This is a genomic window from Thermocrispum sp. (assembly GCF_002919275.1).
GTDB lineage: Bacteria > Actinomycetota > Actinomycetes > Mycobacteriales > Pseudonocardiaceae > Thermocrispum > Thermocrispum agreste.
Genome location: NZ_PKFA01000061.1, coordinates 1 through 26,654, shown reverse-complemented (window position 1 = coordinate 26,654; position 26,654 = coordinate 1). Strand labels below are relative to the sequence as shown.

Genomic DNA, 26,654 nt, shown 5'->3' with positions numbered 1-26,654 from the left:
GCGGGCCCGCCGCCGCAGCGGCCGCCCCGGCCCACGTCGGTCGGGCCGGCCCGGCGCAACGCCACGACGATGAACCTGTTCGGCCTGCCGGTGGCCAACCTGGTCACCATCGAGCTCGGTGTGGCCATCGGGGCCATCGTCATCGCGGCGATGCGCAACAAGGCGTCCGTGTTCATCGCCATCGGCATCGTGCTGGTCGCGCTGGTCCTGGCCATGCTGCGGTGGCGTGGCCAGTGGTTCACCCAGTGGCTGGGCTTGGAGCTGCGGTACGCGCTGCGCAAGCACAACATGCCCCGGCCGCCGGTCCGGCAGGCCTCGCTGGAGGAACTGTCCGAGGAGAGCGAGGACTCGGTCATCGGCCCGTCGGATCCGCGGGTCAACGTGCTGCGTGCGGCCATCCCCAAGCTGGTGGTCGCGCGCGGCCGGGATCACGACCGCAAGCCGGTCGGCCTGGCGTGGGACGACGGCTGTTGGACCGCCGTGCTGCTCGTCGAGCCGACCCCGGCGCTGATCAGCAACGCCACGGACTCCTCGTCGCTGCCGCTGTCGGTGTTGCAGCCGTGCCTGGAGGACCGCGGCGTGGTGCTGGACTCGATCCAGGCGATCTGGCACTCCTACCCGGGCAGCGCGGCGCTCCCCGCCGACTCGCCCGCGCTGAACTCCTACATGGAGGTGCTCGGCCCGCTGCCCGCTGCCGCGCGCCGCACCACGTGGATCGCCGTGCGGCTGGACCCGCTCCGCTGCCCGGCGGCCATCCGCGAACGTGGTGGTGGCGTCGTCGGTGCCCACCGTGCGCTGATCGGTGCGCTGTCGCGTGTGCGCAGCGCCCTGGAGTCCCGCGGGGTGCCGACCCGCCCGCTGGACCCGGACGAGCTGCTGCGCGCCGGGGTGACCGCGGCCGAGCTCAACGCCGCGGTGGCCGCCGGTGGCGGAGTGAAGCTCACCGAGCACAAGATGCGGGTCACCGCCGGTGGTGTCCGGCACTCCAGCTACGCGATCACCCGGTGGCCGAAGGGACGCGTCAACGCCACGCTGAACAACCTCACCAGCTTGCGTGCGTTGTCGGCCACGGTGGCCATCACCATCGTGCCGTCGCCGGACGAAGGCACCATCGGGCTGCGCGGCGTGGTCCGCATCAGCGCGCGGAACGAGCGTGAGCTGGCCGCTGCCGACAAGCACCTGACCAAGCTCGCCGAGAACGCGGACATCGCACTGACGCCGCTGCGCGGTCAGCAGGTCGCCGGTCTGACCGCCACCTTGCCGCTAGGAGGGGCCACGTGAGTTCACGGTTGCGGGACACCGCACACAAGGCGGGTGTCGCTCCGGAGTTCACCGTCGATCCGACGCTGCTGGACGCGATCAGCCCTTCCGGCGACCGGGGCGGGATCGTGCTCGGCCAGGACGCCAACGGCACGCCCCTGTCCGTCGCCGCGCTGCGTTCCGAACCGACCAGGATCGTGCTGGTCGGCGGGCTCTACCTGGCCAGGCAGGTCACGCTGCGGGCGATGGCGGTCGGCGCGTGGATCATCGTCGCCACCGGTCGCGAGCAGGCCTGGTACCCGATCCAGCAGGCGGCGGGCACCCAGCCGGACGGGCGCCCGCTGCCCCACGTGCAGATTCGCCGGCTCTCCCCGGTCGAGCTGCCGAGGGCGTCGGAGAACGCCCCACTGCTGGTGGTGCACGACGGTGGCCCGACGCCGCAGGATCTCTTCCCACCGCGGACGCCGTGGCACACCACCATCTACGTGCTGCCGTACCTGCACCCGCAGGCCACGTCGCTGGCCAACTCGGCGGACCTGGTGCTGATGCAGCGGCTGCCGGTGGGCCAGGCGGAGCTGGCCGGCCGGATCTGGAACCTGCCGCCGCAGATGACCAACCAGCTCACCGGGCTGCAGGACGACCAGGTGATCGCGCTGGGCCGGAACTTGTGGCGGCCGTTCCGGCTGGTGACCAACTCGCAGCGGGAAGCCCAGCTGCTCGGGCCGGTCACCCGGGACTAGGCGGCAATCGGCCCCGGGACAACAGCACTCTGCGAACGGGCAAGTGCTCCACGACGCCCGAGCGCGACGCGGACAGACCCGACCTCGAGCCGGTCACCCGGGACGAGGCGCCCCATCAGCTCGGGAGCAACAACGCTCGTCGAGAGAAAGAGCCCAGGGCACCCTAGGGCGCTGCGAGACGGCCTGTCGCTCCAGGCCGTCCCGCCACCGCTGCCCATAGCGGTCGCGGCTATCTCGACGACAATCCGGGCGAGGCAGACGTCAGCTAGAGAACCGCTGCCCAAGCGGATGTTCACGACGCCGCGGGCCGCGCCGCGACACGAGCCGAAGTACACCGTGTGGGTGATCATGGCGGCAGGTGGGGAGCTGCCCACCCCAGCTGCGCCGCGGCCTGAAGTGGAGCGAGCGCCACGACTCGAAGGCGAGCGAGCGCCACGACCCGAAGTGGATCGTGCGTGACACGGCTGCACTTCAGCGTCGTCGCGCCCAGACGCCGCTGAAGGGCTCATCCCGCGGAGACTCGCCCGTGGTCGTCCGCAGGCATGATCAGCGGCCGGCCGCACCGCTAGCTGTGCTGTTCCCGCGGCTCCACGGCGGCGCGTACGTTCCTGGTCTGCTCGGCACGCGCGGCCAGCTCTTCGTCCGGCGGGTAGTCGACCCCGACCAGGGTCAGTCCGTGCGGCGGGGCGACCGCGCTGTCCCGCTGCTTGCGGCGCAGCAGCTCGGCGGGCCACTCCACGTCCCGACGGCCGTCCCCCACCAGCAGCAGCACCCCGACCAGGCTGCGCACCATCGAGTGGCAGAACGCATCGGCCGCCACATGGGCACGCAGCAGGTGCTCACCGGCCCGCTCCCACCGCAGCTCCTGCAGCTCGCGGATGGTCGTCGCCCCCGGCCGCTGCTTGCAGAACGCCGCGAAGTCGTTCAGCCCGAGCAACGCCTCCGCCGCCGCGTTCATCCGCTGCACATCGAGCGGCTTCGGCCACCCCAGGGTGTCGAACCGGCGAAGCGGATCGACACCCCACGGGGCGTCGGAAACCTGGTAGACATAGCGCCGCCGAATCGCCGAGAAGCGCGCATCGAAACCCGGCGGCGCGGGCCGGATGTCCAGCACCCGGACGTCCTCGGGCAGCGCACGATGCAGCCGGTACAGCAGCCGTTCGACATCCACCGGCGGCAAGTCGACGTGAGCGACCTGGCCGCTGGCATGCACGCCTGCGTCGGTACGACCCGCCACGGTGAACCGCACCGGCTCGGACATCCGCAACACCTGCGCGGTGGTCTCCTCCAGCACGCCCTGCACCGTGCGCCTGCCCGGCTGCTTGGCCCACCCGGAGAAGTGCGTGCCGTCGTAGCTGATGTCCCAGCGCAGACGGACGAGCCCGCCACCGGTGTGATCGGCAGCGGGCTCGTCGGGACGATCCGGTCGAATCAGGATTCGCCGTCCTTGTCGCTCTTGGCCTCGTCCTTGGCTTCTTCCTTGGCCTCCGGCTCGGCGGCCTGCTCGGCAGGCTCCTCCGCCTGGTCGGCCTGCTCCGCCGCGGCGTCCTCTGCCTTGGCCTCCTCGGCGGCTTCGGTCGTGGCATCCGCGTTGGCCTCGGCCTGCTCCTCGGCGGCCTCCGCCTTGGCTTCCGCAGCCTCGGCCTTGGTCTCCTCCGCGGCAGGCTTGGTCTCCGCCTTGGCGGCCTTCTTGGCGGTGCGCTTGGCCTTCGCGGCGACCTTCTCCTGCACCAGCTCGATCACGGCCATCGCAGCGTTGTCGCCCTTGCGCGGCAGCGTCTTGGTGATCCGGACGTAGCCACCGGGGCGGTCGGCGAAGTGCGGGCCGATCTCCGCGATCAGCTTGTGCACCACGTCCTTGTTCCGGATGACCTTCATGATCTGCCGGCGGTTGTGCAGATCACCCCGCTTGGCCTTGGTGATCAGCTTCTCGGCCAGCGGCCGCAGCCGACGCGCCTTGGCCTCCGTCGTGGTGATCCTGCCGTGTTCGAACAGCGAGGTGGCCAGGTTGGCCAGCATCAACCGCTCGTGCGCCGGCGAACCGCCGAGCCGCGTGCCCTTGGTTGGGGTAGGCATTACAGCTGCTCCGTCTCTGCGTAATCCTGGCCGTCGCCAAGATCGTTACCGATGTCTTTCCCGGCGCTCGCCGTCGAGCCGGACGACCAGCCCTGGCCCTCGTAGGACACCGCGGCCGCACCCGGGTCGAATCCGGGCGGGCTGTCCTTGAGGGTGAGGCCGAGACCGGCGAGCTTCATCTTGACCTCGTCGATCGACTTCGCGCCGAAGTTGCGGATGTCCAGCAGGTCGGCCTCGCTGCGGGACACCAGCTCGCCCACGGTGTGGATGCCTTCGCGCTTGAGGCAGTTGTAGGACCGCACGGTCAGGTCCAGGTCCTCGATCGGCATCGCGTAGGCGGCGATGGTGTCCGCCTCCTGCGGCGACGGGCCGATCTCGATGCCCTCGGCGTCCACGTTCAGCTCGCGGGCCAGGCCGAACAACTCGACCAGCGTCTTGCCCGCCGATGCGACCGCGTCCCGCGGGGTGATCGACGGCTTGGTCTCCACGTCGAGGATCAGCTTGTCGAAGTCGGTGCGCTGCTCGACACGGGTGGCCTCGACCTTGTAGGAGACCTTCAGCACCGGCGAGTAGATCGAGTCGACCGGGATGCGGCCGATCTCCGCACCCGCCTGCTTGTTCTGCATCGCGGGCACGTACCCGCGGCCGCGCTCGACGACCATCTCGATCTCGAGCTTGCCCTTGCTGTTCAGCGACGCGATGTGCAGGTCCGGGTTGTGCACGGTGACGCCGGCGGGCGGCACGATGTCCGCCGCGGTGACCTCACCGGGGCCCTGCTTGCGCAGGTACATGGTGACCGGCTCGTCTTCCTCGGAGGAGACGACCAGTTCCTTGATGTTCAGGATGATGTCGGTGACGTCTTCCTTCACCCCGGGGACCGTGGAGAACTCGTGCAGCACCCCGTCGATGCGGATGCTGGTCACGGCCGCGCCCGGGATGGACGACAGCAGCGTGCGGCGCAGCGAGTTGCCGAGGGTGTATCCGAAGCCCGGCTCGAGCGGCTCGAGCACGAACCGGGAGCGGGTCTCGTTGACCGGCTCCTCGGTCAGGCTGGGACGCTGAGAAATCAGCATTGACCTTCTCCTTTTCTCCCGATGCCCGCCATATGACATCGGTTTTCTTTGTGGTGCCCCCGCAAGGGCCTGTGCGTGCCGCTGCGGAGGTCTTGAGGACGCGCCGCAGTGCCGCCCCGGTGGCTGCTGCGCCACCGGGGCGACCACGGGCTACTTCGAGTACAACTCGACGATCAGCTGCTCCTGCACCGGAACGTCGATCTGCTCCCGCTCCGGAAGCTGGTGCACCAGGATGCGCAGCGTCTCCGGCACCACCTGCAGCCAGCTGGGCACTGGCCGCTCGCCGTAGGCTTCCTTCGCCGCCACGAACGGCAGCATGTTGCGGGACTTGTCGCGGATGTCGATGATGTCGAACTTCGACACCCGGTAGCTGGGGATGTTGACCTTCTTGCCGTTGACCAGGAAGTGGCCGTGGCTGACCAGCTGGCGGGCCTGGCGCCGGGTGCGCGCGATGCCAGCCCGGTAGACCACGTTGTCCAGCCGCGACTCGAGGATCTGCAGCAGGTTCTCACCGGTCTTGCCGGGCTTGCGGTGCGCTTCCTCGTAGTAGCGGCGGAACTGCTTCTCCAGCACGCCGTAGGTGTAGCGAGCCTTCTGCTTCTCCTGCAGCTGCAGCAGGTACTCGCTCTCCTTCACCCGGCCGCGGCCGTGCTGACCGGGCGGGTACGGGCGCCGCTCGAACGCCTTGTCTCCGCCGACCAGGTCGACCTTGAGCCGGCGCGACTTCCGGGTGACAGGTCCGGTGTAACGGGCCATGGTGTGCTACTCCTCCCCTCGCCTCAGACCCGGCGCCGCTTCGGCGGGCGGCAGCCGTTGTGGGGCTGCGGGGTCACGTCCTGGATGTTGCCGACCTCGAGCCCGGCGGCCTGCAGCGAACGGATCGCCGTCTCACGGCCGGAGCCGGGGCCCTTGACGAACACGTCGACCTTCTTCATGCCGTGCTCCTGGGCCTTGCGCGCGGCGTTCTCGGCGGCCATCTGCGCGGCGTACGGCGTGGACTTGCGCGAGCCCTTGAAGCCCACGTGGCCTGCCGACGCCCAGGAGATCACCGCACCGTTGGGGTCGGTGATCGACACGATGGTGTTGTTGAACGTGCTCTTGATGTGCGCGTGTCCGTGCGGGACGTTCTTCTTTTCCTTGCGGCGGCCCTTCTTGGCCCCCGCGCGGGACTTGGGTGGCATGCTTGATGACTCCTAGCGCGAGTTCTCTTGCGAAGCTGCTGCTGCGGCAGCGGCCGCGGCTTCCCGCTGGCCGCGCCGGATGAGGGTGCCTGCGTCGGTGTACAACTGCCGCAGGGCCATCGGCCGCGCGTACAGCGACCGCGGCGACACACAGGTCCCGTAGCGCTGGGCCTGGCCCATGCGCACGATCTTCCTGCCTTGGATGCTCACGGTTACCTGGCCTTCTTCTTCCCTGCGACCGTCTTCTTCGGCCCCTTGCGGGTGCGCGCGTTGGTCTTGGTGCGCTGACCACGCACCGGCAGGCCGCGGCGCCAGCGCAGACCCTCGTAGCATCCGATCTCGATCTTGCGCCGGATGTCCGCCTGCACCTCCCGCCGAAGGTCACCTTCGACGGTGTAGTTGTCCTCGATGTAGCGGCTCAGCTTCGCGATGTCCTCGTCGCTGAGGTCCCGCACCCGGATGTCCGGGTTCAGCCCGGTCGCCGCGATCGTTTCCTTCGAACGCGTACGGCCGATGCCGTAGATGTAGGTCAGCGCGATCTCCAGCCGCTTGTCGCGGGGAAGATCCACGCCGGCGAGTCGTGCCATTGGCGCGGTACTCCTTGTCTGTCGTTCTTCAGGTCTGCTCCCCATCCGCTCCCGGGACCGACTCGCTCGTCAGTCACGCCCGCTTGCGCTTCGGCGTGTCCCGGCCCCGGCCTGAAGTCCGGGGGTCGACCTCGGCGGAACGCCGAGGCAGGCATGGGGAGATGTGTTCAGCTGTCAAATATCTGGCGCTGGTGCGCGGTGATCAGCCCTGACGCTGCTTGTGCCGCAGGTTCTCGCAGATCACCATGATCCGCCCGTGCCGGCGGATCACCCTGCACTTGTCGCAGATCTTCTTGACGCTCGGCCTGACCTTCACGTCTGTCGTCTCCTGCTCGTGCCCTGCTCAACCGCTCACTTGTAGCGGTAGACGATGCGGCCTCTGGACAGGTCGTAGGGCGAAAGCTCCACGACGACTCGGTCTTCGGGCAGGATGCGGATGTAGTGCTGCCGCATCTTGCCGCTGATGTGCGCCAAGACCTTGTGTCCGTTTTCCAACTCGACGCGGAACATCGCGTTGGGAAGCGGTTCGATTACGCGGCCTTCGACCTCGATGGCCCCGTCCTTCTTAGCCATGTCCTCCGCGTTTCGTGATGGTTGAACAGTGTGAAAGTGCGCTTATGATCGACGCACACCGTGCCGCATCCCATGAGCAGATGAAGGCACAAAGGAATGGACGTGGTGAAACGCCAGTCTCCAAGTGTACGCATGTCCGATTCCGCTGTGAAACCGGGGTCACCCTGGGACGATGCCCCAAGGCTCCACGGTCGGCATCCGCGAGCCCTTTCACACCCTGAGTGATCAGTTGACTACTCTGCGGCGCAATTTCGGCCGGGATCGCGCGGAATCAGTGCTTGCCCTGTCATCAACGCACCGGCCTGGCGGATGATTCCCGGCGGCTCAGGCCGCCTTCGGCTCGTCGAGCGCGGTCAGCACCCACGGCCCGTCGTCGGTGACCGCCACCGTGTGCTCCCAGTGCGCGGCCCGTGATCCGTCGACGGTGACCACCGTCCAGCCGTCGTCCAGCTCCTTGGTGTCCGCCGAGCCGCCGGTCAGCATGGGCTCGATGGCCAGCGTGACACCCGGCTCGAGCCGCGGACCGCGACCCGGCTTGCCCACGTTGGGCAGGAACGGATCCATGTGCATTTGCCGCCCGATGCCGTGGCCGCCGTACTCCTCGATCAGCCCGTAGCGGACGCCGTCCCGCTCGCGCGCCTGCCGCGCGGCGGTTTCCACCGCGTGCGAGATGTCGGTCAGGTGACCGCCGGGACGCGCGGCCTCGATCCCCGCCTGCATGGCGGCCTTGGTGGCTTCGGACAGCGCATGATCCGCGTCCGCCACGGAACCGATGCCGACGGTGACCGCCGCGTCGCCGTGCCAGCCGTCCAGGATCGCGCCGCAATCCACCGACAGCAGGTCGCCGTCGGCCAGCACCTGCTTCCGGCTCGGGATCCCGTGCACCACCTGCTCGTTCACCGACGTGCACAGCGAAGCCGGGAAGCCGTGGTAGCCCTTGAACGACGGCACCGCACCGGCGTCGCGAATCGTCTGCTCGGCCAGCTCGTCCAGCTCACCCGTGCTGACCCCGGGCCGCGCGGCCGCCACCACCGCCGCCAGCGTGCGCGCCACCACCAGCCCGGCGGCCCGCATCGCCTCCAGCTCGCCCGGCGTCTTGCGCTCGATGCGCTTGCCACGCCGTTTGCCGAACAACCCGGTCACGACCGCTGCTTGAGCGCTTCCAGCACCCGAGCGGTGACCTCGGCGATCTCGCCCTCACCGTCCACGGTGACCAGCCGATCGGCGTAGTACTCCAGCAGCGGGGCGGTTTCGTCGCGGTACACCTGCTGGCGGTGCCGGATCACGTCCTCGGTGTCGTCGCTGCGGCCGCGCGCCAGCAGCCGCTTCACCAGCTCGTCCTCGTCGACCCGCAGCTCGACCACGGCGTCCAGTTCGTGCCCTGACTCGGCCAGGATGCGCTTGAGCTCCTCGGCCTGCCCGACGTTGCGGGGAAAGCCGTCCAGCAGGAACCCGTTCGCCGCCTCGGGAGACGCCAGCCGCTCGCGCACCATGGCGTTGGTGACCTCGTCCGGCACCAACTTGCCGGAGTCGAGGTACTCCTTGACCTGGCGACCCAGCTCCGTCTCCTGCGCGATGTGCGCGCGGAACAGATCACCGGTGGAGATGTGCGGGATGCCCAGCTCTTCGCTGAGCCGGACCGCCTGCGTTCCCTTGCCGGCTCCCGGAGGGCCGACCAGCACGAGCCGGTTGGTCATCGGAGGAACCCTTCGTAGTTGCGCTGCATCAGCTGGCTCTCGATTTGCTTCACCGTGTCCAGCGCGACACCGACCATGATCAGCACCGCTGTGCCGCCGAACGGGAAGTTCTGGTTGTTGCCCTCACCGGTCAGGTCGAGGAAGAAGTTCGGCAGGATCGCCACGATGCCGAGGTAGATCGACCCCGGAAGGGTGATCCTGTTCAGCACGAAGTGCAGGTATTCGGCGGTCGGCCTGCCGGGCCGGATGCCCGGGATGAAGCCACCGTACTTCTTCATGTCCTCGGCTCGATCGTCCACGTTGAACGTGATCGAGATGTAGAAGTACGTGAAGAAGATGATCAACGCGAAGTAGATGGCGATGTGCACCCAGTTGGACTGGTTGGTGACGTACTCCGCCATCACCCGCTTGAACCAGCTCGTCTCCGTCTCCGGCGTCACCAGCCTGCTGATCAGGTCCGGCAGGTAGAGCAGCGACGAGGCGAAGATGACCGGGATGACGCCCGCCTGGTTCACCTTGATCGGCAGGTAGGTCGACGTGCCGCCGTACATCCGGCGCCCGACCATCCGCTTGGCGTACTGCACCGGGATGCGGCGCTGGCCCTGCTCGACGAACACCACGCTGGAGATGATCGCCAGCACGAACACGCACACCACGGCGAACACCGCGCCACCCTGGTTGCTCAGGATGATCTCGCCCTCGATCGGGATGCGGGCGGCGATGTTCAGGAAGATCAGCAGCGACATGCCGTTGCCGATGCCGCGCTCGGTGATCAGCTCACCCATCCACATCATCACCGCGGTGCCCGCGGTCATGGTCAGCACGATCAACGCGGTGGATCCCACGCTGCTGTCCGGAATGACGTCCTGCGGGCAGTTGGCGAACATGCCCCCGCGGGTCGCCAACGCGATCACACCGGTGGCCTGCAGGACGGCCAGCGCGATGGTCAGGTACCTGGTGTACTGGGTGAGCTTGTTCTGCCCGGCCTGGCCTTCCTTCTTCAGCTCCTCGAAGCGCGGGATGACCACGGTGAGCAGCTGGACGATGATGCTCGCCGTGATGTACGGCATGATCCCGGTCGAGAAGATGGACAGCTGCAGCAGCGCCCCGCCGCTGAACAGGTTCAGCAGAGAGAAGACGCCCTGTTCCCCTTGATCGGGCTGGCAGGCCTGGACCGCCTCGTACGACACACCGGGAGCCGGGGTCACCGCGCCGACCCGGTACAGCACCACGATCATCAGGGTAAAGAGGATCTTCTTGCGCAGGTCTGGCGTCGCGAGAGCCGAGCGAATGACGCTGAGCACGCGGGGGACCTCCTGTTGCATCGTCGGTACGGCCCGACGATGGGCTCGGCCGCCGGTGGCGCCGGCGGATGTCTGGACTACTGGTGTCGTGCGGCGCACGGGCACGCCAGAGAGCGCAACGTGGCACTTCGGCCCCGCTGGGCTTCCGCGAAGCCTAACAGCCCTGCGAAACCCAGCTGCCCGCCAGGGCGGATTTCCCGACGAAAGTCAGCTGGCTCACCGGCATGCCGTACCCGTCGTGTGCACACCCTCTGACGAGTCAACCCCTGCTCACAGCGTCCTTGGCGCCGTGACCAGGGGTTGACTGCCTCCGGCTGGTTACAGCGTGGTGGCGCTGCCACCAGCGGCGCTGAGCTTCTCCTTGGCGGACGCGGAGAACTTGTGCGCCGTGACGTCCAGCTTGACGTCGCCGACCTCACCGTCTCCGAGCACCTTGACCAGGCTGTTCTTCCGCACCAGGCCGGCCTGCACCAGGTCGTCGACGCCGATCTGGCCGCCCTGCGGGAACGCCTTGACGATGTCGCCGATGTTGACCGGCTGGTACTCGACGCGGAACCGGTTGTTGAAGCCACGCAGCTTCGGCAGCCGCATGTGGATGGGCATCTGCCCACCCTCGAAACCGGCAGGCACCTGCTTGCGTGCCTTGGTGCCCTTGGTACCGCGGCCGGCGGTCTTGCCCTTGCCCGAGCCGTCACCCCGGCCGACGCGGACCTTGTCCCGCTTCGCACCGGGTGCCGGCCGCAGGTGGTGGACCTTGATGGCCATGGCTACTTGACCTCCTCAACAACCACGAGGTGGCGCACGGTGTGCACCAGGCCGCGCACCTCGGGGCTGTCCTCACGCACCACGGACTGCCGGATCTTGCGCAACCCGAGGGTGCGCAGCGAGTCCCGGTGGTTCTTCTTGGTGCCGATCGTGCTTCTTACCTGGGTGATCTTCAGCTTGGCCACGTCACACCCCCTGCCCCGCCATGGTGCGCAGCATGCGAGCCGGGGCGACGTCCTCCAGCGGCAGGCCGCGGCGGGCGGCCACCTCCTCCGGACGCTGCAGGCTCTTCAGCGCCGCCACCGTGGCGTGCACGATGTTGATCGCGTTGTCGCTGCCCAGCGACTTGCTCAGCACGTCGTGGACGCCCGCGCACTCCAGCACGGCACGCACCGGGCCACCGGCGATCACACCGGTACCGGGGCTGGCCGGGCGCAGCAGGACCACGCCGGCCGCAGCCTCGCCCTGCACCGGGTGCGGAATGGTGCTGCCGATGCGCGGCACCTCGAAGAAGTTCTTCTTCGCCTCTTCCACGCCCTTGGCGATGGCCGCGGGAACTTCCTTGGCCTTGCCGTAGCCGACGCCGACCTTCCCGTCGCCGTCGCCGACGACGACCAGCGCGGTGAAGCTGAACCGCCGGCCACCCTTGACGACCTTGGCGACGCGGTTGATCGCGACCACGCGCTCGAGGTGCGGGTTCTTCTCCTGGGCCGCCCCGCCACGGCCACCGTCACGACGGTCCCGCCGCTCCCGGCGCTCGCGGTCGCCGGAGCCCGATCCGCCGCCTTGCCGTGTACGTCCCGGCATCAGGCTTTCCTTCCGTTGTCGTTGACCTGCATCAGAACTTCAACCCCGCCTCGCGTGCCGCGTCGGCAAGGGCGGCTACCCGTCCGTGGTAGTCGTGACCGCCCCGGTCGAACACCACCGCGGTGATGCCCGCCGCCTTGGCGCGCTGGGCGACCAGCTCGCCCACCTTGGCGGCCTTGGCCTTCTTGTCGCCTTGCACCGCACGCACGTCCGGCTCGATGGACGAGGCCGCGGCCAGCGTGTGACCGGCGATGTCGTCGATCACCTGCACGTGGATGTGCCGCGACGTCCGCTTCACGTTCAGCCGCGGACGCTCCGGCGTGCCCTTGACCTTCTTGCGCAGCCGCGCGTGGCGCCGCGCCAGGGCCAAGCGGCGGCGGGTGGACACGTCCCTGCCGACGGGCGTGCGCTTCGTTGTCGCCTGCTGTGTCGCTGCCATCACTTACCCGTCTTTCCGACCTTGCGGCGGATGCGCTCACCCGCGTACCGCACGCCCTTGCCCTTGTACGGATCGGGGCGCCGCAGCCGGCGAATGACCGCCGCGACCTGGCCGACCTTCTGCTTGTCGATGCCGGAGACCGAGAACTTCGTCGGCGACTCGACCTTGAACGTGATGCCCTCCGGCGCCTTGATCAGCACCGGGTGGCTGTAGCCGAGCGAGAACTCCAGGTCGGAGCCCTTGGCCTGGACCCGGTACCCGACGCCGTGGATCTCCATCTTCTTCTCGTAGCCCTCGGTGACGCCGATGATCAGGTTGTTCACCAGGGTCCGCGTCAGCCCGTGCAGCGCACGGCTCTGCCGCTCGTCGTCCGGCCTGGTCACCCGGAGCGTGCCGTCCTCGGCCTTGCTCACCTTGATCGGCTCGGCGACGGTGTGCGTCAGCGTGCCCTTCGGGCCCTTCACGGTGACCTGCTGGCCGGAGATCGTGACGTCGACGCCGGAGGGGATGGCGATCGGCTGCTTGCCAATACGGGACATCGTGCCTTCCTCCCCTCTCACCACACGTAGGCGAGGACTTCCCCGCCAACGCCGTTGCGCTTCGCCTGCCGGTCGGTCTGCAGACCGGAGGACGTGGAGATGATCGCCACACCGAGGCCACCGAGCACGCTCGGCAGCTCGGTGGACTTCGCGTAGACCCGAAGGCCGGGCTTGGACACCCGGCGCAGACCCGCGATGCTGCGCTCACGGTTCGGGCCGTACTTCAACTTCACGACCAGGTTCTTGTGCTTGTCCCCCTGCTCGGTGCGGTAGTCCGCGATGTAACCCTCGCGCTTGAGGATCTCCGCGATGTTCTCCTTGAGCTTGGAGTGCGGCACCACGACCTCGTCGTGATAAGCCGAGTTGGCATTGCGCAGACGCGTCAAGAAGTCTGCGATCGGGTCGGTCATCGTCATGATGAGCCTGTCAACCTTTCTCACCTGGTTCCCGGCGTTGCCTCCGGGCCTGTGGCGATCTCGAAGTCGTCGTCTTACCAGCTGGACTTGCTCACGCCCGGCAGCTCGCCGCGGTGCGCCATCACGCGCAGGCACACCCGGCACAGGCCGAACTTCCGGTACACCGAGCGCGGCCGACCGCACCGCTGACACCGGGTGTAGGCCCGCACGCGAAACTTCGGCTTGCGCTTCGCCTTGGCGATCAGTGCCTTCTTGGCCATGGGATCAGCTCTCCTTGAACGGGAAGCCGAGGTGCTTGAGCAGCGCACGGCCTTCCTCGTCGTTGTTCGCGGTGGTCACCACGGTGACGTCCATGCCCCGCTGCCGGTCGATCGAGTCCGGGCTGATCTCGTGGAACATCGACTGCTCGGTCAGGCCGAACGTGTAGTTGCCGTGCCCGTCGAACTGCTTCGGCGACAGCCCACGGAAGTCCCGGATACGCGGCAGTGCGATGGTCAGCAGCCGGTCCAGGAACTCCCACATGCGGTCCCCGCGCACCGTGACCCTGGCCCCGATCGGCATGCCGGCACGCAGCTTGAACTGCGCGATCGACTTACGCGCCCGCCGGATCTCCGGCCGCTGGCCGGTGATCGCCGCCAGGTCGTTGATGGCGCCCTGGATCAGCTTCGAGTCGCGAGCGGCGTCACCGACGCCCATGTTCACCACGACCTTGGTGACCGTGGGGATCTGGTGCACGTTGGTGTAGCCGAACTCGCGCTGCAGCGCTGGCCTGATTTCTTCCCGGTAGCGCACCTTCAGCCGGGGCGCGACCTTCTCAACGGTTGCCGTCATCAGATTTCCTCACCGGTGGTCCGGGCGATGCGCACCTTCTTGCCGTCCTCGGTGAAGCGGTAACCGACGCGCGTGGGCTTGCCGTTGGAGTCCACCAGCATCACGTTGGAGACGTGGATCTTCGCCTCCTGGGTGATGATGCCGCCGGTCTGCCCACCGCGCTGGGTCTGGCTGATGCGCGTGTGCTTCTTGACCCGGTTCACGCCTTCCACGATCACCTTGTTCTCGCGCGGGAAGGCCTGGATGACCTTGCCCTTGGCGCCCTTGTCCTTGCCGGAGATGACGAGAACCGTGTCGCCCTTCTTGATCTTCATCTACAGCACCTCCGGTGCCAGCGAGATGATCTTCATGAACTTACGGTCTCGCAGCTCGCGGCCGACCGGGCCGAAGATACGGGTGCCGCGCGGCTCGTTGTCGTTGTTGCGGATGAGCACCGCGGCGTTCTCGTCGAACCTGATGTACGAGCCGTCCGGACGACGCTTTTCCTTCTTGGTACGCACCACGACCGCGCGCACCACGTCGCCCTTCTTCACGTTGGCGCCAGGGATGGCGTCCTTGACCGTGGCCACGATGATGTCGCCGATGCTCGCGTACCGGCGGCCGGAACCACCGAGCACGCGGATGGTCAGGATCTCCTTGGCACCCGTGTTGTCGGCGACCCGCAGCCGTGACTCCTGCTGAATCATTTCGCCTTCTCCACGATCTTCACCAGCCGCCAGCGCTTGGTGGCCGACAGCGGGCGGGTCTCCATGATCACGACGCGGTCGCCGATGCCCGCGGTGTTCTCCTCGTCGTGCGCCTTGACCTTCTTGGTCGAGCGCACGATCTTGCCGTACAGCGGGTGCTTCTTGCGGTCCTCGAGTTCGACCACGATGGTCTTGTCCATCCGGTCGGACACGACGTAGCCCTCACGCACCTTGCGGAAGTTCCGGCCCGAGGCCGGGTTCTGCACAGGCTGCTTGGCGACCGCCTCCGCCTTGTCGCTCATGCCTTCGCTTCCTCTCCGACCTCGTCATCTTCCGGGGCGACCGACAGACCGAGCTCGCGCTCGCGCATCACCGTGTAGATCCTGGCGATGTCCGAGCGGACCGTCCGCAGCCTGCGGTTGTTCTCCAACTGACCGGTGGCCATCTGGAAGCGCAGGTTGAACAGCTCCTCCTTGGCCTCCTTCAGACGGAGCACCAGCTCCTCGGTGGTGAGCTCACGCAGCTCGGACGCAGACGTTCCTGCGGCCATTCAGAACTCACTTCCTTCCCGAGAAACGATGCGGCACTTCATCGGCAGCTTGTGGATCGCCCGACGCAGCGCCTCGCGGGCCACCGCCTCGTTCGGGTAGGTCATCTCGAACATGACCCGGCCCGGCTTGACGTTGGCCACCCACCACTCCGGCGAACCCTTACCGGAACCCATACGGGTCTCGGCGGGCTTCTTGGTCAGCGGGCGGTCGGGGAAGATGTTGATCCAGATCTTGCCGCCACGCTTGATGTGCCTGGTCATGGCGATACGCGCGGCCTCGATCTGCCGGTTGGTGACGTACGCGTGCTCCAGAGCCTGGATGCCGTACTCGCCGAAGTGCACCTTCGTGCCGCCCTTGGCCATACCCTTGCGCCGCGGGTGGTGCTGCTTGCGGTGAGCCACCTTGCGCGGAATCAGCATGGCTCAGCCCTCCGTCTTCTTCTCAGCCGCCGGCTCCGCCGCTGCGGGCGCAGCAGCCTCGGCGGCGGCACTGTCGGCCTTCTGGCTGTCGGCAGCCTGCGCCGCCTGCGCCTGGGCAGGTGCCGCGGCAGGCGCGGGCCTGCGCCGCGACGGGCGCTCCCGCCGCTGGGCACGCTCGGCCGCCTGCGCCTCACGTTCGGCCTTGGCCTTCAGCCCGCCGACGAGATCGCCCTTGTAGATCCACACCTTCACGCCGATCCGGCCGAACGTGGTGCGGGCCTCGAAGAACCCGTAGTCCATGTCGGCACGCATCGTCTGCAGCGGCACCCGGCCGTCCCGGTAGTGCTCCGACCGGGACATCTCGGCGCCGCCGAGGCGCCCGGAGCACTGCACCTTGATGCCCTTGACCAGCGGCGACCGCATCGACGTCTGGATCGCCTTGCGCATGGCGCGGCGGAACGCGACACGGTTGGACAGCTGCTCGGCGATGCCCTGCGCCACCAGCTGGGCGTCCGCCTCGGGGTTCTTCACCTCGAGGATGTTCAGCTGCACCTGCTTGCCGGTGAGCTTCTCCAGCGAGGCACGGATCCGGTCGGCCTCCGCGCCGCGGCGGCCGATCACGATGCCCGGCCGCGCGGTGTGGATGTCCACCCGGACGCGGTCGCGGGTCCGCTCGATCTCCACCTTGGAGATGCCTGCCCGCTCCATGCCCGCGGTCAGCAGGTTGCGGATCTTGACGTCCTCACCGACGTACTCGGCGTACTGCTTGTCGGCGTACCAGCGCGACTTCCAGCCGGTGGTGATGCCGAGCCGGAAACCGTGCGGGTTGATCTTCTGGCCCACTACCGGCCACCTGCCTTCTTCTTAGCCTGCTTCGGTCGGGACTCGACAACCACCGTGATGTGGCTGGTCCGCTTGCGGATCCGGTACGCACGGCCCTGCGCACGCGGGCGAATCCGCTTCAGGGTCGGACCCTCGTCGGCCGTCACGCTCTTCAACCACAGGGTCTCCGGGTCGAGCCCGAGGTTGTTCTCGGCGTTCGCCGCGGCGCTCTGGATGACCTTCGCCAGCTGGTAGCTGGCCGCCTGCGGCGCGTACTTCAGGACCGCCAGGGCGTCGGCGACGCTGCGGCCCTTGATCAGCTCGATCACCCGGCGCACCTTCGTCGGCGAATCCCGGACGAAACGAGCCCGCGCGACAGCCGTCGGCAGCTCCTGCGCCTCGGCCGCGTTCGTTGGGGCGTTCATCGTTGCTTCCAATCCCTCTTAGCGCCTACGCGACTTGCGGTCTTCTTTCACGTGACCCTTGAAGGTCCTGGTCGGGGCGAACTCGCCGAGCTTGTGCCCCACCATGTGCTCGGTGATGTACACCGGCACGTGCTTGCGGCCGTCGTGCACCGCGATGGTGTGGCCGATCATGTCCGGTATGATCGTCGACCGGCGGGACCAGGTCTTGATCACCGTCTTCTTGTTCGCCTCGTTCAGCGCGTCCACCTTCTTGAGCAGGTGGTCGTCCACGAACGGGCCCTTTTTCAGGCTGCGTGGCATCTCGAACTCCTTCCTCCTGCTCAGCGACGCTTACCGGTCTTACGACGGCGAACGATCATGCGGTCGGACGGCTTGCGGCGGCGAGTACGCCCTTCCGGCTTGCCGTTCGGGTTCACCGGGTGACGGCCACCGGAGGTACGGCCCTCACCACCACCGTGCGGGTGGTCCACCGGGTTCATCACGACACCGCGGACGCTCGGGCGCTTGCCGCGCCACCGGTTGCGGCCGGCCTTGCCCCAGTTGATGTTGGCGTGGTCGGCGTTGCCGACCTCACCGACCGTGGCCCGGTTGCGCACGTCCACGTTCCGGATCTCGCCGGACGGCATGCGCAGCTGCGCGTACGGGCCCTCCTTGGCCACCAGCTGCACGCTGGCGCCCGCGGCCCGGGCGATCTTGGCGCCGCCACCCGGGCGCAGCTCGATGGCGTGCACCACCGTGCCGACCGGGATGTTGCGCAGCGGCAGGTTGTTGCCCGGCTTGATGTCCGCGGACGGGCCGGACTCCACCACGTCGCCTTGCTTGAGCCGGTTCGGCGCGATGATGTAGCGCTTCTCGCCGTCGGCGTAGTGCAGCAGCGCGATCCGGGCGGACCGGTTCGGGTCGTACTCGATGTGCGCGACCTTGGCGGGCACGCCGTCCTTGTCGGCGCGCCGGAAGTCGATCAGCCGGTACGCCCGCTTGTGACCGCCACCCTTGTGCCGGGTGGTGATCTTGCCCGAGGAGTTGCGGCCGCCGGTCTTGCTCAGCGGCACCAGCAACGACTTCTCCGGTCGGCTGCGGGTGATCTCGGCGAAGTCCGCCACACTCGCGCCACGGCGACCGGGGGTCGTCGGCTTGTACTTGCGAATACCCATTGTTGAACCCCTACGCCGTTGAGCCGAAGATCTCGATCGGCTTGCTGTCCGCCGACAGCGTCACGATCGCGTGCTTACGGTCCTTGCGCTTGCCGTAGCCGTACCGGGTGCGCTTGCGCTTGCCCGGCCGGTTCAGCGTGTTCACCTTGACGACCTTGACGTCGAAGATCTTCTCGACGGCGATCTTGATCTGCGTCTTGTTCGCGTCCGGCGCCACCTCGAAGGTGTACTTCTTGTCCTCCAGCAAGCCGTAGGACTTCTCCGAGATGACCGGCTTGATCAGGATGTCGCGGTAGTCCGGGATGCTGATCGCGCTCACTGCTCGTCACGCCCTTCCACTTCGCTCGAGCGGGCGGTGGCCTTGGCGCTCTTGCCCTTGGCCGGGCCGGAGAGGAACACGTCCAGCGCAGCCTTGGTGAACACCACGTCGTCGTTGACCAGCACGTCGTAGGTGTTGAGCTGGTCCGGGGTGATCAGGTGCACGTTCGGCAGGTTGCGCGCGGACAGGAAGCCCAGCTCGTCGTCGCGGTGCAGCACGAGCAGCACCCGCTCCGCGTCGGTGACCGCGGCCAGCGCGGCCTTGGCCGCCTTGGTCGACGGCTTCTCCCCGGTGACCAGCTCGGTCACCACGTGCACCTGGCCGGCGCGCGCCCGGTCGGAGAGGGCACCGCGCAGCGCGGCCTTCTTCATCTTCTTCGGAGTGCGCTGGTCGTACTTGCGCGGCGTGGGGCCGTGCACGACGCCACCACCGGCGAACTGCGGCGCCCGGATGGAGCCCTGGCGGGCCCGGCCGGTGCCCTTCTGCCGGTACGGCTTGCTGCCGCCGCCGCGGACCTCGCCGCGGGTCTTGGTGTCGTGCGTGCCCTGCCGAGCCGCGGCCAGCTGCGCCGTCACCACCTGGTGCATCAGCGCCACGTTGGCCTGCACGTCGAAGATCTCGGCGGGCAGCTCGACCGTGCCCGACTTCTTGCCCTCAGGGGTCTTGATGTCCACGGTGGTGGTCATTCGGCGGCACCGCCCTTCACGGAACTGCGGACGAACACCAGGCCGCCCCGCGGGCCCGGAACCGCGCCCTTGATCAGCAGCAGGCCCTCGTCGGCCTTGACGTCGTGCACGGTCAGGCCGAGCGTGGTCACCCGCTGGTGGCCCATCCGGCCGGCCATCCGCATGCCCTTGAACACCCGGCCCGGGGTGGCGCAGCCACCGATCGAACCCGGCGCGCGGTGCTTGGCCTGGTTGCCGTGGCTGGCCCCCTGGCCGCGGAAGCCGTGCCGCTTCATCACACCGGCGTAGCCCTTGCCCTTGCTGGTGCCGGTCACGTCGACCTTGCTGCCCGCGGTGAAGATGTCGGCGGTGATCTCCTGGCCGACCTCGTAGTTCTCCGCGTCGGTGGTGCGCAGCTCGGCCAGGTGGCGCTTGGGCGCCACTCCCGCCTTCTCGAAGTGGCCGGCCAGCGGCGAGTTCACCACCCAGTTGCGCACCTTGCGCGCGGGCTTGCCGGACTTGCGCAGCTCGCGACGCGCCGACGGGCTGTTCACCTTGCGCGGGTCGACGTCGCCGTAGGCCAGCTGCACCGCGGTGTAGCCGTCCTTGTCCTTGGTCCGGATCTGGGTCACCACGTTCGGCCCCGCCTTGACGACGGTGACCGGGACCACCCGGTTCTTCTCGTCGAAGACCTGGGTCATACCGAGCTTGGTGCCCAGGATCCCCTTCACTTGCCTGTCAGACATGTCGCTGAGGCCCTCACTGGATGTTCACGTCGACGCTGGCGGGCAGGTCGATGCGCATCAGCGCGTCGACCGTCTTCGGCGTCGGGTCGACGATGTCGATCAGCCGCTTGTGCGTACGCATCTCGAAGTGCTCGCGCGAGTCCTTGTACTTGTGCGGCGAGCGGATGACGCAGTAGACGTTCTTCTCGGTCGGCAACGGCACCGGCCCGACCACGCTCGCCCCGGTGCGCGTGACCGTCTCCACGATCTTGCGCGCACTCGAGTCGATGGCCTCGTGGTCGTAGGCCTTCAGCCGGATGCGGATCTTCTGTCCCGCCATGGTGGCAGCCCGTTCCTTCGTATCGTTTCCGCTGGTCAACGGCTTGCGCTCCGGTCCACGCGGTCGGGTGTGTCGCGCTTGTGGGACACAGACCGGGGCACAACAGTCGTCGTTGCGGGTGGTCTTGTTGCGCGGGCCGCCGATGCAGCGGCCCAATGGCTTGCGGATCAGCCGCAATCCCTTGGCAGGTACTCACGCCGGAGCGGCCGATTTGCACAATCGGCCGCTCCCACGTCGAGCAACCCGTCTAGTGTTGCACAGGCGATTTCACGCCCGCACACCGGGGGGCGGTTTGGCCTGGCCAGCACGGTGAAACCGGCCCCCAGCGCGCTGAGGCGGTCACCGCCTTCCGCGAACGCTTCCGAGCACGGATGCCGTTCGCGTCAGCGCAGCGACCGCCTCAGCCGGGAAATCACTTGATGATCTTGGTCACCTGGCCGGCGCCGACGGTGCGGCCACCCTCACGGATGGCGAACCGCAGGCCCTCGTCCATCGCGACCGGCTGGATCAGCTTGACCTGCAGGGTGGTGTTGTCACCCGGCATCACCATCTCGGTGCCCTCGGGCAGCGTCACCACACCGGTCACGTCGGTGGTGCGGAAGTAGAACTGCGGACGGTAGTTGGTGAAGAACGGCGTGTGCCGGCCACCCTCGTCCTTGCTCAGGATGTAGACCTGGCACTCGAACTCGGTGTGCGGGGTGGTGGTGCCGGGCTTGGTCACGACCTGACCACGCTCGACCTCCTCACGCTTCACACCACGCAGCAGCAAGGCGGCGTTGTCACCGGCCTGACCCGAGTCGAGCATCTTGTTGAACATCTCGATCGAGGTCACCGTGGTCTTCAGCGTCTTCTCGCGGATACCGACGACCTCGACCTCTTCGTTCAGCTTGATCTCACCGCGCTCGATACGGCCGGTGACGACCGTACCGCGACCGGTGATGGTGAAGACGTCCTCGATCGGCATCAGGAACGGCTTGTCGATCTCACGCACCGGGTCCGGCACGTTCTCGTCGACCGCCTCCATCAGCTCGAGCACGCTCTTGGTCCACTCCGGGTCGCCCTCCAGTGCCTTCAGGCCGGAGACCTTGATCACCGGGGCGTCGTCACCCGGGAAGTCGTACTCGTTGAGCAGCTCCCGGACCTCCAGCTCGACCAGCTCGAGGATCTCCGGGTCGTCGACCATGTCGGCCTTGTTCAGCGCCACCACGATGTAGGGGACGCCGACCTGGCGGGCAAGCAGCACGTGCTCCTTGGTCTGCGGCATCGGGCCGTCGGTCGCGGCGACCACCAGGATCGCGCCGTCCATCTGGGCGGCACCGGTGATCATGTTCTTGATGTAGTCCGCGTGACCGGGGGCGTCCACGTGCGCGTAGTGCCGCTTCTCGGTCTGGTACTCGACGTGCGAGATGTTGATCGTGATACCGCGCTGCTTCTCTTCCGGCGCGTTGTCGATCTGGTCGAACGCCTTCGACTCGTTCAGGTCCGGGTACTTGTCGTGCAGCACCTTGGTGATCGCCGCGGTCAGCGTGGTCTTGCCGTGGTCGACGTGACCAATGGTGCCGATGTTGACGTGCGGCTTGCTCCGCTCGAACTTGGCCTTGCCCACTGGAATGTCCTCCTGGACTGTTTTCGACTTGCGTTGCTTTTGGTCGTAGTGCGGACCCTGGGGAGACCCCATGCCCGCGGGCGGCGGGGACTACTCCCCGGTCGCCTTCGCGATGATTTCCTTCGCCACGTTCTGCGGAACCTCGGCGTAGGAATCGAATTGCATGGAGTAGTTCGCGCGGCCCTGGGTCTTCGACCGAAGGTCGCCCACGTACCCGAACATCTCCGACAGCGGCACCTGTGCCCTCACGACACGGACGCCCGCGCGCTCGTCCATGGCCTGGATCTGACCACGACGGGCGTTCAAGTCACCGATGACGTCGCCCATGTACTCCTCGGGCGTGGTCACCTCGACCGCCATCATCGGCTCGAGCAGCACCGGCTTCGCCAGCTTCGCGGCCTCTTTCAAGGCCATCGAACCTGCGACCTTGAAGGCCATCTCCGAAGAGTCGACCTCGTGGTACGCACCGTCCAACAGGGTCACCTTCAACCCGACCAGCGGGTATCCGGCCAGCACGCCGTACTGCATGGCGTCCTGCACACCGGCGTCCACCGACGGGATGTACTCCTTCGGGATGCGGCCACCGGTGACCTTGTTGTCGAACTCGTACAGCGCACCGTCCGCGGACGAGGTGTCCAGCGGCTCGAGCGAGATGATGACCCGCGCGAACTGCCCGGCACCACCGGTCTGCTTCTTGTGCGTGTACTCGTACCGCTCCACGGTCTTGCGGATCGTCTCGCGGTAGGCGACCTGCGGCTTACCGATGTTCGCCTCGACCTTGAAGTCGGACTTCATCCGGTTCACCAGCACCTCGAGGTGCAGCTCGCCCATCCCCGAGATGATCGTCTGGCCGGTCTCCTCGTCCTGCTTGACCTGGAACGTCGGATCCTCTTCGGCCAGCTTCTGAATCGCCGTGGACAGCTTGTCCTGGTCGGCTTTCGTCTTCGGCTCGATCGCCACCTCGATGACCGGCTCGGGGAACGTCATCGACTCGAGCACGATCGGGTTCTGCGGGTCGGCCAGCGTGTCGCCGGTGGTGGTGTCCTTCAGGCCCTGCACCGCGTAGATGTGGCCGGCCCTGGCGAGGTCGACCGGGTTCTCCTTGTTGGAGTGCATCTGGAAGATCTTCCCGATGCGCTCCTTGCGGTCCTTGGTCGCGTTGACGACCGAGGCACCCGAGTCGATCTGGCCCGAGTAGACCCGGATGTAGGTGAGCTTGCCGAAGTACGGGTGCGACATGATCTTGAACGCGAGCGCGGCGAACGGCTCGTCGCTCGACGGCTTGCGGCTCGCCGACGTCTCACCGTCCTGCAGCACGCCCTCGATGCTGGGGATGTCCAGCGGCGACGGCAGGTAGTCGATCACCGCGTCCAGCATCGGCTGCACGCCCTTGTTCTTGAACGCCGAGCCGCACAGCACCGGGTAGGCCTCTTGCGAGATGGTGAGCTTGCGGATGCCGCGCTTGATCTCGGCGGGCGTCAGCTCCTCGCCGCCGAAGTACTTCTCCATCAGCTCGTCGTCGGTCTCGGCGACCGCCTCGATGAGCTGCTCTCGGTACTCGGCGGCCTGCTCGGCCAGCTCCGCCGGGATCTCCTCGATCTCGTAGTCCTGGCCCTTGCGGACCTCACCGCGCCAGGTCAGCGCGCGCATCTCGACCAGGTCGATGACACCCTGGAAGTCGTTCTCCGCGCCGATCGGCAGCTGGATCACCAGCGGACGGGCGGCCAGCCGCTCCTGGATGGTCCGCACCGAGAAGAAGAAGTCCGCGCCCAGCTTGTCCATCTTGTTGATGAAGCAGATGCGCGGCACGTTGTACTTGTCCGCCTGGCGCCAGACCTGCTCGGACTGCGGCTCGACCCCCTCCTTGCCGTCGAACACCGCGACCGCGCCGTCCAACACGCGCAGGTTGCGCTCCACCTCGACGGTGAAGTCGACGTGGCCGGGGGTGTCGACGAGGTTGATCTGGTGGTCGTTCCAGAAGCAGGTGGTAGCAGCCGAGGTGATGGTGATCCCTCGCTTCTGCTCCTCCTCCATCCAGTCCATCGTCGCGGCGCCGTCGTGCACCTCGCCGATCTTGTAGTTGATGCCGGTGTAGAACAGGATCCGCTCGGTGGTCGTGGTCTTGCCGGCATCGATGTGCGCCATGATGCCGATGTTGCGGACCTTGCTCAGGTCGGTCAGCACGTCGCGTGCCATCGAAAAAACCCCTTGTCGGTAAGCGTGTGGGTTCCGACCTACGCGGGTGGGCGCGGGCCGGTGCCGGCCGTCACCAGCGGTAGTGCGCGAACGCCTTGTTCGATTCGGCCATCTTGTGGGTGTCTTCGCGCCGCTTCACGCTCGCGCCAAGACCGTTGCTGGCGTCCAGCAACTCGTTCTGCAGCCGCTCGACCATCGTCTTCTCGCGGCGCGCCCGCGCGTACGTCACGATCCAGCGCAGCGCCAGCGTGGTGGCACGCCCCGGCTTGACCTCGATCGGCACCTGGTAGGTGGCGCCACCCACGCGGCGGCTCTTCACCTCGATGGACGGCTTGACGTTGTCCAGCGCCCGCTTGAGGGTCACCACCGGGTCGGTACCGGTCTTCTCCCGGCAGCCCTCCAGCGCCTGGTAGACGATGCGCTCGGCGAGCGAGCGCTTGCCGTCCTTGAGCACCTTGTTGATCAGCTGGCTGACCAACGGGGAGTCGTAGACCGGGTCGTTGATCACTGGCCGTTTGGGGGCCGGTCCCTTACGAGGCATCAGCCCTTCTCCTTCTTCGCGCCGTACCGGCTGCGCGCCTGCTTGCGGTTCTTCACGCCCTGCGTGTCGAGTGCGCCGCGGATGATCTTGTAGCGAACACCGGGGAGGTCCTTCACCCGGCCGCCACGCACGAGCACCATCGAGTGCTCCTGCAGGTTGTGGCCTTCGCCGGGGATGTAGGCAGTGACCTCGATGCCGCTGGTCAGCTTCACGCGAGCGACCTTGCGCAGCGCCGAGTTCGGCTTCTTCGGGGTCGTGGTGTACACGCGCGTGCAGACGCCGCGCCGCTGGGGGCTCCCCTTCAGCGCCGCGGTCTTCTGCTTGGCGGCCTTGTCCTGGCGGCCCTTCCGGACCAGCTGCTGGATCGTGGGCAATGGACCAGCTTTCTTCTCGTGTTGCTACTGCTCGCGTCTGTCTTGTCTTCGTCTCGCCCGGTCCCCGAGGTCGGGCGTGTCGCCCGGTGACAAGGCACACAAGCCCTGCAACTGCTCCATCGGGTTGGCCGAGGATTGTCGCTCCGCCTGGCCGGACACGTTGCTGGCAACGTGTATGACGAGCACACGGAGCAGCCCGACAACGTCGGGCACAGACGTCAAAGATACTCGCCTGTTTTCAGGCTCCACAATCGGGGGTGGTCTTGGCGCATCCGACCGCGCACGGCGCCAGCCACCGCCTCCTTGTACTTCAAGGTGTACCCGCTCGGCCGACCCACGTCAACGAGCGCCACGGGCTGGGCGGGTCTCGGCGACGACGAAACACCGGCGCAGTCCGGGCACGTGAGGCCGTGAAGCGCCTGCCGCGGTCTGCCGAGCCGTCCCGGCACTGGCGGCTCCATACCCACAGGCGTGACCGTCCGACCCTGCCGCGCTCAGTACGGCACCCACCGACCCGGCCCGACACCACCGAACCCAGCCGAACACTGCCAAACGACCACCAGATACTGCCGCACCAAAGGCTCCGGCTCTGCTTGCCGTATGGCACAGACGCCCGACCACCGCACACGAACAACAACAGCCGGACACATGCCGATCCCCCGCCTCCGCCGAGCCGCCCCCACGCGCAACCCCCACAGGCGTGACCGTCCGACCCTGCCGCGCTCAGTACGACACCCGCCGACCCGACCGGACACCACCGAACCCAGCCGGACACATGCCGATCCCCGGCGGCCTGGCCGTGTGGATCGGCACGCTGCTGGGTGCAGCCGCCGGACATGGCGGTCCCCCGCCGCCCAAGCAGGCGAACCCGTGCAGCCTCGCACGCCCGAGCACGGTGAAATCCGCCGAACGAGCCCCGCGAACGCCGGGAGTGCACCATGATGGGCACAACCACAGCCGTCGACTTCAGGTGAGGGGTTCGCCGTGTCAGCCGAGATGGAGCAGCTGCTGAAGGAGTTCGAGAAGTTCCAGTCGAGAATCCAGCAGGCGCAGCAGCAGTTCGCCGGGCTGGAGCGCATGAAGGAAGAACTCGGCGAGCTCGAGTCGGTGGCGACCTCTCCGGACGGGTCGATCCGCGTGGTGGCGGGCCCCGGCGGCGCCATCAAGGACATCCAGCTGAGCCAGGAGGCGCTGCGCCAGCAGGCCAGCTCGCTGTCGGCCGGCATCATGGCGACGCTCAACCGTGCGGTGGCCGCCGCGGCGCGCAAGCAGGCGAAGGTGGTGGAGTCGCACATGGGCGACATGGGCGGCGCCATCAGCGAGCAGGTCCTGCAGGCACAGGCCGAGGCGTTCGGCGTCTCGGTGGAGGAACTGCGCAGGGCCGACGAAGAGCCAGCCCCGACGACGCCCGCCGGGCAGCCGCAGGAGATGCAGTTCGGGCCGACGGACGAGCCGGCGCCGGAGCCGTCCCGTCCGGAGCCGCCGCGTCCGCAGGCGCCGCCACGCCCAGCTCCACCGCCGAGCGCCCCGGGCCCGTACGGCG

Annotated in this window: 40 protein-coding genes; 3 read left to right on the top strand and 37 right to left on the bottom strand. The window is 67.7% G+C overall.

The genetic code is table 11. The features are described 5' to 3' along the window. The first annotated feature begins 69 nt into the window (after window positions 1-69). Window positions 70-1,281: a type VII secretion protein EccE gene (eccE, locus tag CXP56_RS16560; protein WP_286901834.1), complete on the top strand. Its 1,212-nt coding sequence runs from the start codon at window positions 70-72 to the stop codon at window positions 1,279-1,281. Continuing rightward, entirely contained in the window at window positions 1,278-2,000 is a 723-nt protein-coding gene (locus CXP56_RS16555) for a hypothetical protein (RefSeq protein WP_286901832.1), read from the top strand. The genes eccE and CXP56_RS16555 overlap by 4 nt, the downstream gene beginning before the upstream one ends. A 565-nt stretch (window positions 2,001-2,565) precedes the next feature. Here CXP56_RS16555 and truA read toward each other — a convergent pair. The 37 genes from truA to rpsL form a co-directional block, all read right to left on the bottom strand. Then, entirely contained in the window at window positions 2,566-3,372 is an 807-nt protein-coding gene (gene truA / locus CXP56_RS16550) for a tRNA pseudouridine(38-40) synthase TruA (RefSeq protein WP_211227677.1), read from the bottom strand. Window positions 3,373-3,431: 59 nt separating this feature from the next. Further along, entirely contained in the window at window positions 3,432-4,076 is a 645-nt protein-coding gene (gene rplQ / locus CXP56_RS16545; protein WP_286901831.1) for a 50S ribosomal protein L17, read from the bottom strand. Beyond that, entirely contained in the window at window positions 4,076-5,149 is a 1,074-nt protein-coding gene (locus CXP56_RS16540; RefSeq protein WP_028848741.1) for a DNA-directed RNA polymerase subunit alpha, read from the bottom strand. Before CXP56_RS16540 ends, rplQ begins: the two co-directional genes overlap by 1 nt. Before the next feature lie 150 nt (window positions 5,150-5,299). Next, window positions 5,300-5,905, bottom strand: a complete 606-nt coding sequence (gene rpsD, locus CXP56_RS16535) for a 30S ribosomal protein S4 (protein WP_028848740.1) — start codon at window positions 5,903-5,905, stop codon at window positions 5,300-5,302. Between the two features lie 23 nt (window positions 5,906-5,928). After that, window positions 5,929-6,330 carry a 30S ribosomal protein S11 gene (gene rpsK, locus CXP56_RS16530; RefSeq protein ID WP_028848739.1) on the bottom strand — a complete coding sequence of 134 codons (402 nt, stop codon included), beginning with the start codon at window positions 6,328-6,330 and terminating at the stop codon, window positions 5,929-5,931. 12 nt (window positions 6,331-6,342) lie between these two features. Beyond that, window positions 6,343-6,540: a hypothetical protein gene (locus tag CXP56_RS16525; protein WP_028848738.1), complete on the bottom strand. Its 198-nt coding sequence runs from the start codon at window positions 6,538-6,540 to the stop codon at window positions 6,343-6,345. 2 nt (window positions 6,541-6,542) lie between these two features. Continuing rightward, complete coding sequence (gene rpsM / locus CXP56_RS16520; RefSeq protein ID WP_028848737.1) at window positions 6,543-6,917, bottom strand: 30S ribosomal protein S13; 375 nt, start codon at window positions 6,915-6,917, stop codon at window positions 6,543-6,545. A gap of 202 nt (window positions 6,918-7,119) precedes the next feature. Beyond that, a complete protein-coding gene (rpmJ, locus tag CXP56_RS16515; RefSeq protein ID WP_028848736.1) occupies window positions 7,120-7,233 on the bottom strand; it encodes a 50S ribosomal protein L36 in 114 nt (37 codons plus the stop codon). Window positions 7,234-7,268: 35 nt separating this feature from the next. Next, window positions 7,269-7,490: a translation initiation factor IF-1 gene (gene infA / locus CXP56_RS16510; RefSeq protein WP_005443304.1), complete on the bottom strand. Its 222-nt coding sequence runs from the start codon at window positions 7,488-7,490 to the stop codon at window positions 7,269-7,271. A 324-nt stretch (window positions 7,491-7,814) separates the two neighbouring features. Next, window positions 7,815-8,624 carry a type I methionyl aminopeptidase gene (map, locus tag CXP56_RS16505; protein WP_028848735.1) on the bottom strand — a complete coding sequence of 270 codons (810 nt, stop codon included), beginning with the start codon at window positions 8,622-8,624 and terminating at the stop codon, window positions 7,815-7,817. Window positions 8,625-8,629: 5 nt separating this feature from the next. Then, on the bottom strand, window positions 8,630-9,187 hold the full coding sequence (locus CXP56_RS16500; RefSeq protein WP_028848734.1) for an adenylate kinase: 558 nt from the start codon (window positions 9,185-9,187) through the stop codon (window positions 8,630-8,632). After that, window positions 9,184-10,491 carry a preprotein translocase subunit SecY gene (gene secY / locus CXP56_RS16495; protein WP_028848733.1) on the bottom strand — a complete coding sequence of 436 codons (1,308 nt, stop codon included), beginning with the start codon at window positions 10,489-10,491 and terminating at the stop codon, window positions 9,184-9,186. The genes CXP56_RS16500 and secY overlap by 4 nt, the downstream gene beginning before the upstream one ends. A gap of 318 nt (window positions 10,492-10,809) precedes the next feature. Beyond that, on the bottom strand, window positions 10,810-11,256 hold the full coding sequence (gene rplO / locus CXP56_RS16490; RefSeq protein ID WP_028848732.1) for a 50S ribosomal protein L15: 447 nt from the start codon (window positions 11,254-11,256) through the stop codon (window positions 10,810-10,812). A gap of 2 nt (window positions 11,257-11,258) precedes the next feature. Continuing rightward, window positions 11,259-11,441, bottom strand: a complete 183-nt coding sequence (gene rpmD, locus CXP56_RS16485; protein WP_028848731.1) for a 50S ribosomal protein L30 — start codon at window positions 11,439-11,441, stop codon at window positions 11,259-11,261. A 1-nt stretch (window position 11,442) separates the two neighbouring features. Then, entirely contained in the window at window positions 11,443-12,063 is a 621-nt protein-coding gene (gene rpsE, locus CXP56_RS16480) for a 30S ribosomal protein S5 (protein WP_028848730.1), read from the bottom strand. Window positions 12,064-12,094: 31 nt separating this feature from the next. Further along, window positions 12,095-12,502 (bottom strand): 50S ribosomal protein L18, encoded by a 408-nt coding sequence (rplR, locus tag CXP56_RS16475; RefSeq protein WP_038045515.1) that lies wholly within the window; start codon window positions 12,500-12,502, stop codon window positions 12,095-12,097. Next, a complete protein-coding gene (gene rplF / locus CXP56_RS16470; RefSeq protein ID WP_286901820.1) occupies window positions 12,502-13,041 on the bottom strand; it encodes a 50S ribosomal protein L6 in 540 nt (179 codons plus the stop codon). Before rplF ends, rplR begins: the two co-directional genes overlap by 1 nt. A 17-nt stretch (window positions 13,042-13,058) precedes the next feature. Then, window positions 13,059-13,457, bottom strand: coding sequence for a 30S ribosomal protein S8 (gene rpsH / locus CXP56_RS16465; protein ID WP_028848727.1), 399 nt, complete (start codon window positions 13,455-13,457; stop codon window positions 13,059-13,061). Between the two features lie 74 nt (window positions 13,458-13,531). Then, window positions 13,532-13,717, bottom strand: coding sequence for a type Z 30S ribosomal protein S14 (locus tag CXP56_RS16460; protein ID WP_028848726.1), 186 nt, complete (start codon window positions 13,715-13,717; stop codon window positions 13,532-13,534). A 4-nt stretch (window positions 13,718-13,721) separates the two neighbouring features. Then, window positions 13,722-14,288 (bottom strand): 50S ribosomal protein L5, encoded by a 567-nt coding sequence (rplE, locus tag CXP56_RS16455; protein WP_028848725.1) that lies wholly within the window; start codon window positions 14,286-14,288, stop codon window positions 13,722-13,724. Beyond that, window positions 14,288-14,602 carry a 50S ribosomal protein L24 gene (gene rplX, locus CXP56_RS16450; RefSeq protein WP_028848724.1) on the bottom strand — a complete coding sequence of 105 codons (315 nt, stop codon included), beginning with the start codon at window positions 14,600-14,602 and terminating at the stop codon, window positions 14,288-14,290. Before rplX ends, rplE begins: the two co-directional genes overlap by 1 nt. Beyond that, on the bottom strand, window positions 14,603-14,974 hold the full coding sequence (gene rplN / locus CXP56_RS16445; protein ID WP_028848723.1) for a 50S ribosomal protein L14: 372 nt from the start codon (window positions 14,972-14,974) through the stop codon (window positions 14,603-14,605). Next, window positions 14,971-15,276, bottom strand: coding sequence for a 30S ribosomal protein S17 (rpsQ, locus tag CXP56_RS16440; RefSeq protein WP_038045512.1), 306 nt, complete (start codon window positions 15,274-15,276; stop codon window positions 14,971-14,973). Before rpsQ ends, rplN begins: the two co-directional genes overlap by 4 nt. Continuing rightward, complete coding sequence (gene rpmC / locus CXP56_RS16435) at window positions 15,273-15,524, bottom strand: 50S ribosomal protein L29 (protein ID WP_028848721.1); 252 nt, start codon at window positions 15,522-15,524, stop codon at window positions 15,273-15,275. The genes rpsQ and rpmC overlap by 4 nt, the downstream gene beginning before the upstream one ends. Next, window positions 15,525-15,944 (bottom strand): 50S ribosomal protein L16, encoded by a 420-nt coding sequence (gene rplP, locus CXP56_RS16430; protein ID WP_028848720.1) that lies wholly within the window; start codon window positions 15,942-15,944, stop codon window positions 15,525-15,527. A gap of 3 nt (window positions 15,945-15,947) precedes the next feature. Continuing rightward, on the bottom strand, window positions 15,948-16,787 hold the full coding sequence (rpsC, locus tag CXP56_RS16425) for a 30S ribosomal protein S3 (protein WP_286901814.1): 840 nt from the start codon (window positions 16,785-16,787) through the stop codon (window positions 15,948-15,950). After that, window positions 16,787-17,191, bottom strand: a complete 405-nt coding sequence (gene rplV, locus CXP56_RS16420) for a 50S ribosomal protein L22 (RefSeq protein WP_038045510.1) — start codon at window positions 17,189-17,191, stop codon at window positions 16,787-16,789. The genes rpsC and rplV overlap by 1 nt, the downstream gene beginning before the upstream one ends. An 18-nt stretch (window positions 17,192-17,209) precedes the next feature. Further along, window positions 17,210-17,491: a 30S ribosomal protein S19 gene (gene rpsS, locus CXP56_RS16415; protein ID WP_028848717.1), complete on the bottom strand. Its 282-nt coding sequence runs from the start codon at window positions 17,489-17,491 to the stop codon at window positions 17,210-17,212. 20 nt (window positions 17,492-17,511) lie between these two features. Beyond that, window positions 17,512-18,345, bottom strand: a complete 834-nt coding sequence (gene rplB, locus CXP56_RS16410) for a 50S ribosomal protein L2 (RefSeq protein ID WP_028848716.1) — start codon at window positions 18,343-18,345, stop codon at window positions 17,512-17,514. A 10-nt stretch (window positions 18,346-18,355) separates the two neighbouring features. Further along, a complete protein-coding gene (gene rplW / locus CXP56_RS16405) occupies window positions 18,356-18,664 on the bottom strand; it encodes a 50S ribosomal protein L23 (RefSeq protein ID WP_028848715.1) in 309 nt (102 codons plus the stop codon). Beyond that, window positions 18,661-19,350, bottom strand: a complete 690-nt coding sequence (gene rplD / locus CXP56_RS16400; RefSeq protein WP_028848714.1) for a 50S ribosomal protein L4 — start codon at window positions 19,348-19,350, stop codon at window positions 18,661-18,663. Before rplD ends, rplW begins: the two co-directional genes overlap by 4 nt. Continuing rightward, the gene (gene rplC, locus CXP56_RS16395; RefSeq protein ID WP_028848713.1) at window positions 19,347-20,075 is read right to left on the bottom strand and encodes a 50S ribosomal protein L3; all 729 of its coding nucleotides are present in this window, start codon (window positions 20,073-20,075) and stop codon (window positions 19,347-19,349) included. The genes rplD and rplC overlap by 4 nt, the downstream gene beginning before the upstream one ends. A 13-nt stretch (window positions 20,076-20,088) precedes the next feature. Beyond that, window positions 20,089-20,394, bottom strand: a complete 306-nt coding sequence (gene rpsJ / locus CXP56_RS16390) for a 30S ribosomal protein S10 (protein ID WP_028848712.1) — start codon at window positions 20,392-20,394, stop codon at window positions 20,089-20,091. A gap of 412 nt (window positions 20,395-20,806) precedes the next feature. Continuing rightward, window positions 20,807-22,000, bottom strand: coding sequence for an elongation factor Tu (gene tuf / locus CXP56_RS16385; RefSeq protein ID WP_286901808.1), 1,194 nt, complete (start codon window positions 21,998-22,000; stop codon window positions 20,807-20,809). A gap of 90 nt (window positions 22,001-22,090) precedes the next feature. Next, window positions 22,091-24,196 carry an elongation factor G gene (fusA, locus tag CXP56_RS16380; protein ID WP_286901807.1) on the bottom strand — a complete coding sequence of 702 codons (2,106 nt, stop codon included), beginning with the start codon at window positions 24,194-24,196 and terminating at the stop codon, window positions 22,091-22,093. Between the two features lie 70 nt (window positions 24,197-24,266). Then, window positions 24,267-24,737 (bottom strand): 30S ribosomal protein S7, encoded by a 471-nt coding sequence (gene rpsG, locus CXP56_RS16375; protein WP_028848709.1) that lies wholly within the window; start codon window positions 24,735-24,737, stop codon window positions 24,267-24,269. Next, entirely contained in the window at window positions 24,737-25,111 is a 375-nt protein-coding gene (gene rpsL, locus CXP56_RS16370) for a 30S ribosomal protein S12 (protein WP_028848708.1), read from the bottom strand. Before rpsL ends, rpsG begins: the two co-directional genes overlap by 1 nt. Window positions 25,112-26,095: 984 nt before the next feature. Between rpsL and CXP56_RS16365 the strand changes: the two genes are divergently transcribed. Beyond that, a partial coding sequence (locus tag CXP56_RS16365) for a YbaB/EbfC family nucleoid-associated protein (RefSeq protein WP_286901804.1) occupies window positions 26,096-26,654 on the top strand: 559 nt, incomplete at its 3' end.